This is a genomic window from Marinobacter sp., from assembly GCF_035268745.1.
Taxonomy (GTDB): domain Bacteria; phylum Pseudomonadota; class Gammaproteobacteria; order Pseudomonadales; family Oleiphilaceae; genus Marinobacter.
The window spans coordinates 1-11,376 of the sequence record NZ_DATFKH010000066.1; the positions used below are offsets into that span (position 1 = coordinate 1).

The window sequence follows — 11,376 nt, forward strand, 5'->3', positions numbered from 1 at the left end:
GCAGACCATGATTCTGGCCTCATTACAGCGCGTGGCCAATATGATGGACGCCGACGGGCTTGATGCGTCGCCGGTCCTGGATGTGGGGCCGGTGCTCCGGGAGGATGGCTGGAAAAAGACTGAAGCGAATTAGCCACGGAATCCACGGAAGGCCACGGAAAAAGAAAACTTATTTGCCACTAAATCCACGAAAGAACTCTGAAAACTGCTTTTTAGAGCCATTCAAGCGTGTATCTAACTTTCGTGTCCTTCCGTGGATGCCGTGGCAAAAAATCAGTGAACCGACGTCCCCTTTTTTGGCTTGTCGCCGAAACAGGCCTGAAACACATCACTGTACTGCCTGGCAAAATTCACCGTCAGGCCCTCTTTCAGATAGTCCGGCAGTTCCTCGTAATCGCCCCGGTTGCCTTCCGGCAGGATCAGGTTGCCGATTTTCTGGCGCCGGGCGGCGATGACCTTTTCACGGATACCGCCAACCGGGAAGACCTGGCCGGTCAGGGTCAGTTCGCCGGTCATCGCAATGTTCTGCTGGGGTGCCTCGCCGCGGGCGATGGATAACAGCGCAGTGGCCATGGTGACACCGGCACTGGGGCCATCCTTCGGCGTCGCGCCTTCGGGTACGTGCAGGTGCACGAATGACTTGTCGAAGAATGTCGGGTCGCCTTTGAACCGCTTCAGGTTTGACGACACATAGCTATGGGCGATTTCGGCGGACTCTTTCATCACGTCGCCGAGTTGTCCGGTCAGCTTGAAGCCACGCTGGCTGCTATGCACCCGTGACGCTTCAATGCTGAGGGTCGCACCGCCCATGGCGGTCCAGGCAAGGCCGGTGACGACACCGACGCCTTTCATCGATTTTTCTTTGCGGAAAGCCGGCTGGCCGAGGAAATCGGTCAGGTCTGAAACGCCGACCCTGACCGCTTCACCGGGATTGTCCAGCAAGCGTACGATGCCTTTGCGAATCACTTTATGCAGCAGTTTTTCCAGACTGCGCACACCCGCTTCCCGGGCGTAGCCTTCGATGATCTGGCGAATGGCGGCATCGGTGATGTTCATCTGCTTTTTCAGCAACCCGGCACGTTTCAGCAGTTTGGGCAGCAGGTGATGCTTGGCAATAGCCACTTTCTCCTCGGCGATGTAGCCGGACAGGCGGATGACATCCATGCGGTCGAGCAATGGCCGGGGGATGGTATCCAGCTGGTTTGCCGTGCAGATAAACAGGACCCGCGACAGGTCCATGCGGACATCCAGGTAGTGGTCCAGAAACTCCCGGTTCTGTTCCGGGTCCAGGGTTTCCAGAAGGGCCGAGGCCGGGTCGCCCTGGAAGGACGCGCCGATCTTGTCGATTTCGTCCAGCATGATCACCGGGTTGGACACCTTTGAATCTTTCAGGGCCTGAACAAATTTCCCCGGCATGGCGCCGATGTAGGTGCGGCGGTGGCCTTTGATTTCGGCTTCGTCCCGCATGCCGCCGACGCTGAACCGGTAGAACTTGCGCCCCAGTGCATCGGCAACAGAATGCCCGATGGAAGTTTTGCCGACACCGGGCGGGCCCACCAGGAGCAGAATGGAACCGCTGACTTCGCCCTTGAAAGTACCCTCGGCAAGGAATTCGATAATCCGGTTTTTGACATCGTCCAGGCCGTCATGGTCGCGATCCAGAATCTTCCGGGCAGCGGGCAGATCGAAATGGTCTTCCGAGCTCTGGCCCCAGGGCACCTGGGTCAGCCAGTCCAGATAGTTGCGGGTAACGCCGTATTCCGGCGACCCCTGTTCCAGAATCTGCAGTTTCTGCAACTCGTCTTGGAAGCGCTCCTGAACCTCCTGCGGCGGCTCCAGTTTTTCCATGCGGGCAGTGAAGCGTTCTGCATCTGCCGTCTTGTCGTCCTTGGCCATGCCCAGTTCACGCTGGATAACCTTCAACTGCTCCTTCAGGAAAAATTCCCGTTGGTGCTTCTGAACCTTGCTGTTTACTTCCTCGCTGATCTCCGCCTGCAGGCGGGCGACTTCCTGCTCCTTGGCCATCAGCAGCAGAACTTTTTCCATTCGCCGCAGCAGGGGTATGGTATCCAGCACTTCCTGCAGTTCGTGGCCCTTGGCGCTGGTCATGGAGGCGCCAAAGTCAGCCAGCGGTGAGCTGTCTTCAGGGCCAAAGCGGGACAGGTACTGTTTCACCTCTTCGCCGTACAGCGGATTGGTCCGAAGCAGCTCCTTGATGGCACTGATGATGGCCAGGGTGTAGGCCCTCAGTTCATCCCGTGGTTCGTCCGGCTCTTCCGGGTACTCCACCTCCACCAGATAAGGTGGTTTGCGGCGCAGCCACTGGACAATGCGAAAGCGCTGAAGGCCCTGGGCGATAAACTGCACCTTGCCGCTATCTTCCTGGGCATGATGGATGCGTACGGCGCAGCCGACAGTTTCCAGCTCGTCACTGCCGGGAACGCTCTGTTCCGGATCCATGCCCTCGACAAAACAGATGCCCATGACCCGATGGTCGGTTTCGCCTACGTGCTTCAGCGTTTCCTGCCAGGGATCCTGGTTAACGACTATAGGCTGCACCTGGGCCGGGAAAAACGGGCGATTGGACACCGGTAGCACATACATGCGACGGGGCATCTGATGCCTGGGCAGAACCAGGCTTTTGCTTTTCTCGTCTTTGCCGATGTACTCAGTGATATCGTCGTCGAGGGCTTCAAACGAATCGTTTCGGCTGTCGTCGCTCATGGGGTTCAGGCATCCTGTCGGTTGGTGTTCAGAACGTTTGCAGACATATATACCCGTTATCTAACGGCGTTCCCGTTTTTTTCAAGGTGCGTCGACCAGGCTTGACCGGGACCAGACTGATACCTTGAATTTCGTTCATCTGCCCCAACGTCTTCATCCAATTCCACATCATTTACCAGTTTCCAGTCGGGTGTACCTATGACCAATTCCCAGCACATATTCGAAGCCACCATGGAGAACTTCCAGCAGGATGTAATGGAGGCTTCCGCCCAGGCACCGGTACTGATCGATGTCTGGGCCGACTGGTGTGCGCCCTGTAAACAGCTGATGCCTGTCCTGGAAAAACTGGTGGAAGAATATAAGGGCGGGTTCCGCCTCGCCAAAGTCAACGCCGACCAGCAGGAACAGCTGACCGCCAGTCTCGGTGTTCGCAGTCTGCCAACGGTGATTCTGGTCAAGGACGGACAGGCGGTAGACGGCTTTAACAGTGTTCTGCCCGAAAGCGAAGTTCGCAAGATTCTGGAAAAGCACATAGCAATGCCGAAGGACGAGGAAACGCCCTACGACAAGGCTCACCGGCTATGGGAAGAGGGTGATATAGAAGCGGCACTGGCAGTATTGCAGGAGATGAACCGCAAGGATCCGGAAGACCTGAAAGTGCTGATCGACCTTGCTCAGCTGAAAGCGGAACTGGGTGATCTGGAAACGGCCGAGCAGGTACTGAACAGCCTGCCAGCGGAAGAAAAGATGCAACACCAGGCAAAGCAGCTGGCCGCACGGATCAAGTTCCTGAAGGCCTCCGCCGAACTGCCGCCCATCCAGGAACTGGAAGACTCGCTGGACAAGGATCCGCAAGACCCCAACGCTCTGCACCTGCTGGCGTTGCATCACATCCTGCAGGAAAACAACGCCGAGGCCATGGAACTGCTGATTCGCCTGATGCAGGTAAACAGCAAATACAAGGATGAAGTTGCCAAGACCACCCTGATCGAGCTGTTTGACAAGCTTGGCAATAACAATCCGGATGTGCGGACCTACCGGCGGAAGCTGTACACGCTCATGCACTGATACGCTGAAAGTGCCTGTGCTCTACAGGATCGATACATCCATCGACTGAAGGTGCCAGATTAGCGGCAAGGAAGAGTAATGGCCGATATCCCGGATAATTTCTGTACGCGCGCCTGGCATCCAGGCTTTCAGGGCGCGCAGATGAGTGCAGTGAATGAGCGCATCCCTCGCGCCGTGGATCAGCCGGGTAGAGGTGCCCGGGGAGCGAAGAGTCACCGGCCACTGCTCGGTGATCAGGAACGTGTCCCGGGCCATGGCGCTTGCTGATACCGACGCACCCTGCGCCACAGCGGCTTTCATATTACGCTTTATTCCGGGCAGGATATGGCCGGCCTTCAGGTAATCACGATCCTGCTCATCCGTGGCATTGAGCATCGCTTCTGCCAGCTGTTGGTGCGACTCGGTAAGGCTTTCCAGCATGATGGCCAGTGGCGCAGGGCTGTTCTCCGCTGCCTGCCAGGCACTTGCGGTCAGTTCCGAGACATGTTCGAGCGGATTTTCCAGCAGGGGTGCGGCCGGGGTCCCGGCCAGCGTCAGTTGCTCAATCCTGTGGCCCAGATTGGGTGCCGCTGACAGGGCAAAGACACCGCCCCCCGAGAAGCCCGATACCGAGAATCGCTCAATACCCAGATGATCGGCCAGCGCGACAAGGTCTTGTGAGTGGGTCAGAAAATTATAGCCTTCCACCGGGGAGGACTCGCCGTAGCCGGGTCGGTCGGGAATGACGACACGAATGCCGGCGCCAACCAGATTGGCCTCCAGGTGAGACAGCTCCGCTCGCGAACCGGGAATGCCGTGGCAGTGTATCCAGATACCGTTTTCCCCGCTTCCGAAATCATGGAAAGCGAGCTGCCTCCGGTCTGATAGCGCCAGATGTCCGGTTGTGGTGTCAGTCACCCTGATTTCTCAGTGTGCCTGCGCAGACCAGAAGTTTTCGCTGCAGCGCGGCCTGTCGGTTGACGCCGGTTTTGTTCATGATGGATTTCAGTTGGGTTCGCCCGGTGTGTTTGGAGATCTGTAGCAAAGCGCTTGCTTCTGCCACGTCCAGCCCGGAAACCAGCAGGCTGGCCAGTCTCAGTTCGGCGGGGGTCAATTGATAGATGACCTGCAACTGAGTGTGGTCCAGCCGGACAGGAAGGTCGGGATCCAGAACAAAACAAAGAATGCCAGGCACCCCGGAACGCCCGACGCGGGTAGTCATATCCGCCCGGGAGCATAGCGTCATGATCAGACAGGCGCCGTTGCGGCTGATTCTCAGAGTTTCGGTATAGGACCGATGCTCCAGAAGTCTCGTCATCATCATACGCAGACGGCTGGCGGTGCCGGGAGAGTTGCTCGTCAGGCGATTGGTTTGCAGGCTGAAGCCATAAGCACCATCGGCAAAAATCTCCTCTGCACTGCGGTTCAGCCAGGTCAGGCGAAGCATGGCGTCCATCTGCCAGACACTGAATGACAGGCGGTCGAGGGCATGTTGTGTTTGTGCCAGTGACTGGTTCAGTTCCATCACCAATCGAGATAACCTGATGGCCCGCCGAAGATGAGGGGTGAGAAATTCCAGCACCCGGCATTCTTCCGGCGTGTAGGGGCCTGCCGGTCTGGGGCGGTGCACACCCACATGCATGGCCTGGTTGCGATCGCGCTCAAACTGGCTGCCAAGGGCATAGAAGTTGCCATTAGGCCGGAAAACATTCTGGTAATGGACGCAGCGTTCAAAATCCCGGTCTTTTATGACCTGATCGCTGGTGAGTGCCTGTCCGATTGGCGTAGTCGCAAGGCCTTCGCGAAAGGGATCGGCCTCTACCGCTTCGCTCTCGTACAGGTTATTGATGTCCTCCCGGAAGCCGGTGGTGTAAGAGTGGTAGATAACGGGGTTGTGCCGGTCCGTCAGTCGCAGAACGGCGGTTTCAGAGTCGAAAAGATTTGCGAATTTAGTCAGAAAAGCCGGCCACTGCCCGGTGTCTGTGGTGCACTCGTACAAATCCTCGAGCAGCGCCGGGGCTGCCGAGTCCAGATGCTTCATCCCTGATGGCTCCTGTTGCTTTCTGTACCTATTAGTTGCACATGCCAAGTAAAGCACAGGAAGAACCAACGCGCAAAAAAGGCCCCGCAATGCGGGGCCAGGTCCATAGTGGTTTATGGGTTTAGTGGTCAATCACAGTTGGTGCAGATGGCGTAGCTGATGCCGATACTGCCTTCATCCGTGGTGCCATCATCTGCCTTGGTGGACACGGTTGTTGCAAAAATCAGTAGCCGCGCATCGGGTGTGGCAAAGCCGCTCAGCTTGTACTCAGTGATGTTTGTTTCGCCGAAATCGGTGACTAGTTCGATCCGGCCATCGGTATTCACCGAATACGGGACAAGGGAGGTTTCTACCGGGTCGGCTTCCCTGGTTAGTGGTTCCTCGTCGAAAAATGGCACGTTCGGAAAGGTGAAGCCCGCACTGATAACGGCAGGGTCGCCACCAACCGGGAAGGTGAGTGTGGCGTCCGGGTTCAGATAGTCTGCCTCGAAGCGGCCCGGCTGGATCCAGTAGTTCTGGGAAATAAAGGTGTATTCCTTGCCTTCCAGGTCTGCAGCGGAGAAGTTGTCAGCAAGGCGCACACCTGCAATCCATTCGGATTCATCGGTGAGCGCCTGCTGGACTTCCATCGGGTTAATCAGGGACAGGAACAGCACATTTGCATCCGACGACAGAATACCCCCGAATTCGCCCCCGAACAGGCTCACTGTGCCATCATCGGTTATTGGCATGGTGCCCAGCGGCTCCTGGGTTGTGTCCTCAGGGTTGAACTCGATCTGAACGAATGACTGCCCCGCTGCAAGTCCCTGGATGATGGTGCGGTCGATTTCGCTCAGGCGAGTGACACTGCCTGCGGCATCGACATCAACGATCAGGGAGTTTGCGGAGTAGTCCAGCTCATCGGGCTGCCCCTCGATACCGGTAAGATAGCGGGTTACCAGCCCCCAGCGGCCCGCCAGTTCTGCCTGGGTGCGGCCTGTGGTTTTCTCGCTCAGCACGTGGGTGCTGATTTCCACGCCATCCGAGAATTCACTGACAAAGCCCTCTGGCTGCTCAAAGCCAAAGTCCCGTGCTGACTGGCCGATGAACAGGCTGCGATTGGCGTCCACTGCCGTCATGCCTAGGGAGCCTGCACCCCGACGGAATTGGGTTCCGTCTTCCGGATCGGTGATTGTTTCCTCCGTGAAGGATGCAGACAGTCCTGCGCCGGTGAAGCTCACATCAAACGAATCGGCGCTTGCGGGCAGGCACTCATTGGCGAACTCGAAGTTGGCAGTGCTGTTGAACGGATCGGTATTGGCATCAACGATCAGGTCGCCAAGGCAGATTTCGGTCCAGTTTATTGACCCTGTGCCATCACCATTATCTGCGACAGTGGTGTCCACATGGTTGTAGGTAGCCTGGAAGACCAGGGGCGGGTCAAACGCCATCTGCCCTTCGATGCCGCTGAAGTTGCGCAGGTAGTGGAAGTTACCGGAAACAGCCGTACCCGGTGTCGGGTCAGACCCAGAGCCGGTGTCCGGCGCGGTATAGTCCACGGTGACGTCGCCGTTGCTTGAGCTGACCCCCGGCGCGATTTCACTAAGCTGGAAGGCCTCTGCATCATCGATAATCAGAAAGCCATCAATAACCGTCGCGAAATCGAAGCCCTGGATTGGATCTGAAAGGCCGAATTCGCCGTTCTGATCCACCTCTGGCGCAGGATTAAACACCAGCGTTTCGCTATCGTACACATAGGTGCCGAGTTCAAGGCCCGGAGAGCCCGTCTGGTCTGCTGGCTGGGTTGTACCTATCAGGTAGAAGCCGTCATCCAGTATGGTCAGCACAGAAACGCTCGTTGAGTCCTGATCGTCCTGGATAACCCAGCTACCGATGATGCCGGACTGGTTCAGGGGTACCCGGGCGAACTCTACGGTCTCGGCCTGGTCAATAGACGGACCGAAGGCGGCGGTGAGCGTGTTACCGTCGACACTCAGCGTCAGTTGCTCTTCCCCGTTTGCTGTAGAAGTCAGGCCCCATTCGCCATTGTCGTCAAAAGTGATCTCGGGAACCGTCAGTTCGCCGGTTACGTTGTCCCATTGGTAGCGACCGAGTTCGACGCCCGTATTGCCAGCGTCGTCAGCTTCAGGCCGGTAGGGGAGATCCAGTTCCTGGTGCATGTAATAGCCGTTTTCCAGGAAGGTCAGTTGCACCCAGGGCGAATTGTTGTTGTCAGGATTGCGCGCAATCCAGCTACCGATCAGGGCATCTTCGGCCATGGGCGGCGGAATCTGATCCGCAAATGGATTAATTAGCCGGGCTGAAACGAAAACTCCAAAAGGATCGCGGGTAATGATTCGTAGCTCGTCCCCGGCGCTCGGAACATAGCTTGCGGGGAGTGCGCCGGTGAAGCTGGTGGCATTGTTTGTCAGCGCGTTGCCGGTGAAGCCGGCATCTTCAGATTCACCCACACCACCGGACTGCTGGCCGGTGAAATTGTTGCGCACCGAGATGGCGTCGTAGCCGGGGGGCAGAGTCCACTCGAAGGTGTACTCATTTGTGGCCAGATCAGCGGACTGCGCGGTGATTGTCGGGGCACCGTTGCTCAGGTTCGGTGTGCCACGGCGGATGGTAAAGGTAGCCTGGGAGTCAATCACGCCCTCAACAGAGTTGTTCCAGGTGAAGGTTACCTGATCGCCTGAGGAAATGGCATCGGCTGCTAGCACCTGGAAGCTTGCAAATACGCCGGCATCCAGGGGCAGGTCGCCGTTGAACGGAGACAGGTCCCCCGAAACCGTTACGGTTGAATCTGTCAGCTCGCCCAGGCTGGCGGCGGGAAAACCGGCCCAGACCAGTGTTCCGATGCTGAGGACTTCGGGAGTCTGAGCACCGTTTTCGATCAGGTGAGTCGGCTCCACAAACACGAAGAACTCGAGCTGATTGCCCTGTAGTTTCCACTCACCATTTTCGTTGACCGCATTCCAGGGCCCCTGGGCGGCGCCAACGTTAAGCCTGGCAGTAGTACCGTCGTCACTCAGGTCCACCAGGGACCAGTTGCGGATCTCGGTGGCCAGCTCTTCGGCGTCTTCAATGCCCGGGGCAGAATTGAACAGGCGATCCTGCAGCCCGGTAATTTCTTCGCCGTTGTTCAGAAAGTCATTGGTAACAAGCGCCTGAAGGGCTGCTCCATCCTGACTCTCAAGCGCCGTGGCTGCGGCCTGTGCCAGGGTGTTCAGGGCTTGAAGCGTGGTTACGTTTTGCTGCAGGTTTTCGTTAACCGGCAGTGGACCGGTTTCGGGTTGCTGGAAAGTGTTGGAAATCTGTGTGTCATCGACCCGGTTGCGGATCACCGCCGTGTTGGTGTCGGGGTCAACGGTGACCTCAAGCACGTCGAGAACGGCGTCAAAGCCGCTGCGGTTGGCAATGAAAGTGGAGTTGCGCAGATCAAAGTCGTCTTCCACAGCCAGGCCATCCAGCAAGGGTTTGAGGCGGGTCTTCAAATTTTCTTCCTGCTGTTCCACCGCTTCCTGGGTGATCAGGCTGAAAGTCGGGTTATTAAAGAATTCCCGGGGGGTATCGCCCACCGCGTTCCCGACAATCAGGTCGGTTAATGGCGTGATGTTGACGGTGCCATTCACATCGTCATCAAACACAACCGAAAGCAGTTCGTAGGCGTTGCCCCCGGCGACACCACTGGCGAAAATCAGAGTGGGTGTGGTCAGTCCGGAAAGGTCCAGTTCGAAAGAGCCATCGGCGCTGATCTGCGCGGGGGGTGCGGTATTGTCACCGGCGTCTTTTGCAACCACAAAACCGACCAGCGGGGCACCAGCCGCAGCAGTACCAGATACTGCCGGACTACCGGCGCCCGGGTCGGGTGTGGGGGTGCCACCGGAGGAACCTCCTCCACAGCCCGCAAGAATGAGTGCCGCTGCCATTGCGCACAGCAAAAGCCAGATACGACGTGGGTGTGAATATCCGTGAATGTCCATGGGCCTGCCTCGTTGTTTTCTTCGGTCTTCGACACCTCCAACCTAAAAAAACCGTAACGAAGCCGAATCACCCATTTGGTGTACGCGCAGGCGTTTAAGCCAATTTTTTCAATGTATCCTGTAAAATCCTGTGAAAGCGCTCGGGCATTTCAACCTGCGGAAAATGGCCTGAACTGTCCGGAGAGGCGCTGGCACAAGCAGTCGGCCTTTTACGCCGAAGGGTCATCAAGATTGAGCAAGGCGACGAAAGTGTCGTATTTGGCAGTTACCGTGCCGTGGCCCGGGCGCTTGGTGGTGACTGGTGAGCCTGGCCAAACAGCAGGAGGTGCACCTACAAGTCACGCAGGCCATTTGCGAGGTGAAGGCAAGCCTCTTGTTCTCAAAGGCGGTACGGCGCTTCTGCTGGGTTATAACCTGGAGCGCTTCAGTGAAAACCTGGACTTTGATCTCACCATTTCGCTTCAGGGGCACCTGAACATTGAAAGTATCTGCAGGAACGCCACAAAAAAGCTGGCGGGGCGCGGCATCAAAGTTTCGGCCAGGAGGTGTTTATCGGTGTTGAAGTGCCAAATTCCTGATTACTTTCAAGGGCCGCTACTCAGCGGCCCTTGAAAGTTAAGAAAGTGTATGCAGGGCCTGGATGACCGGAATCGCTGTTTAGCGAATGCCTACTGCCAGAGTGCTTCACCCCAATTGAACTGACCCCACACGGCCGTTTCAGCCGGAGCCTCAATAAACTCCGCCGTGATCTGCGACTCAGCATCGAGTCCTGCAAGGTCGACCTGAAAATTCTCTCTCTGGGTACCAAGAATGGCGCCGTTCTCATCGACCCATTGGGCAAAGATGAAACCTGCCTGAGGCGTTGCCGTCAGTAAAACATTGCCGTCTTCGTCAAAAGTCCGGCTGATCTCACCCTGTGCGATGTCAGGTTCTGCGAGGGCGGAAAACTCATACACGGCAATCAGGTTAAGGGGGGCCTCAGGCATGGTGAAGGTTGCTGGCGTTAGCAGGTTTTCATTTTCTGTAAATATGTCCGGGCGTTCGCCAGCGCCATCCACCCAGGCGAAGAATTCGAAGCCCGGTGCTGGACTTGCGGTCAGTGTGACAGTGGCACCCGGTTCGAAGAAGTCCTGGCCTGCTGATGGTGAGCCACCGGTTGCAGGATCCGCCTGAACACCAAGGCCGACGGTGAATTCGGCAACCAGAGTGCTGGCACCCTCCACCGTGAACGTGTAGGAGGATTCTGTTGACTGTTCAACACCGTCCGACGTCCAACGCGCAAATGCGAAGCTCTCGGCAGCAGAAGCCGTTACTGTAACCTCATCATCCACTCCCACCTCAAATACAAGCGGTTGTATTGCCTCGCTCCCCGCCAATGCGAGGGTGCCGGCGGCACCGGGCGTGGCTTCAAGGGACAACTGGGCAACCTCTCCGGCAAGATCAGCTTCGGTCAATCCGGAGTCTGCGACTGCCGGCTGGCTGATCTCATCGTCCGCCGCAACCAGGTCTTCAACCTCATTGTTATCGACGCCCAGCGCAGTTCGCTCTGCATTGACGAGGGCAAGAGTGCCGGCAACGGTCTGGTTGTCCGGCGCA

Annotated in this window: 7 protein-coding genes and 1 pseudogene; 3 read left to right on the top strand and 5 right to left on the bottom strand. The window is 57.3% G+C overall.

Annotated elements, in window-relative coordinates; all coding sequences use genetic code 11:
- Window positions 1–133: pseudogene (locus VJ956_RS06135) on the top strand (MarR family transcriptional regulator); the annotation flags it as partial.
- A 140-nt stretch (window positions 134–273) separates the two neighbouring features.
- Here VJ956_RS06135 and lon read toward each other — a convergent pair.
- Window positions 274–2,724 carry an endopeptidase La gene (gene lon / locus VJ956_RS06140; protein ID WP_324082841.1) on the bottom strand — a complete coding sequence of 817 codons (2,451 nt, stop codon included), beginning with the start codon at window positions 2,722–2,724 and terminating at the stop codon, window positions 274–276.
- Between the two features lie 198 nt (window positions 2,725–2,922).
- Between lon and VJ956_RS06145 the strand changes: the two genes are divergently transcribed.
- Window positions 2,923–3,792: a co-chaperone YbbN gene (locus VJ956_RS06145; RefSeq protein ID WP_324082843.1), complete on the top strand. Its 870-nt coding sequence runs from the start codon at window positions 2,923–2,925 to the stop codon at window positions 3,790–3,792.
- A 21-nt stretch (window positions 3,793–3,813) separates the two neighbouring features.
- Here VJ956_RS06145 and VJ956_RS06150 read toward each other — a convergent pair whose 3' ends face one another.
- From VJ956_RS06150 to VJ956_RS06160, 3 genes are all read right to left on the bottom strand, one after another.
- A complete protein-coding gene (locus tag VJ956_RS06150; RefSeq protein ID WP_324082845.1) occupies window positions 3,814–4,689 on the bottom strand; it encodes an alpha/beta hydrolase in 876 nt (291 codons plus the stop codon).
- Window positions 4,682–5,812 carry a hypothetical protein gene (locus VJ956_RS06155; protein ID WP_324082847.1) on the bottom strand — a complete coding sequence of 377 codons (1,131 nt, stop codon included), beginning with the start codon at window positions 5,810–5,812 and terminating at the stop codon, window positions 4,682–4,684. The genes VJ956_RS06150 and VJ956_RS06155 overlap by 8 nt, the downstream gene beginning before the upstream one ends.
- Before the next feature lie 128 nt (window positions 5,813–5,940).
- On the bottom strand, window positions 5,941–9,780 hold the full coding sequence (locus tag VJ956_RS06160; RefSeq protein WP_324082850.1) for a hypothetical protein: 3,840 nt from the start codon (window positions 9,778–9,780) through the stop codon (window positions 5,941–5,943).
- 231 nt (window positions 9,781–10,011) lie between these two features.
- On the opposite strand from VJ956_RS06160, the gene VJ956_RS06165 reads away from it, so the two are divergent.
- Window positions 10,012–10,392: a nucleotidyl transferase AbiEii/AbiGii toxin family protein gene (locus tag VJ956_RS06165; protein ID WP_324082851.1), complete on the top strand. Its 381-nt coding sequence runs from the start codon at window positions 10,012–10,014 to the stop codon at window positions 10,390–10,392.
- Window positions 10,393–10,448: 56 nt separating this feature from the next.
- Here the strand turns inward: VJ956_RS06165 and VJ956_RS06170 are convergent.
- Window positions 10,449–11,376, bottom strand: a 928-nt coding sequence (locus tag VJ956_RS06170; protein WP_324082852.1) for an InlB B-repeat-containing protein, incomplete at its 5' end; no start/stop codon positions are given.

Coding starts and splice junctions, on each gene's coding strand:
- lon (WP_324082841.1), bottom strand. CDS start 2,724: ATGAGCGACGACAGCCGAAACGATTCGTTTGAAGCCCTCGACGACGAT.
- VJ956_RS06160 (WP_324082850.1), bottom strand. CDS start 9,780: ATGGACATTCACGGATATTCACACCCACGTCGTATCTGGCTTTTGCTG.
- VJ956_RS06145 (WP_324082843.1), top strand. CDS start 2,923: ATGACCAATTCCCAGCACATATTCGAAGCCACCATGGAGAACTTCCAG.
- VJ956_RS06155 (WP_324082847.1), bottom strand. CDS start 5,812: ATGAAGCATCTGGACTCGGCAGCCCCGGCGCTGCTCGAGGATTTGTAC.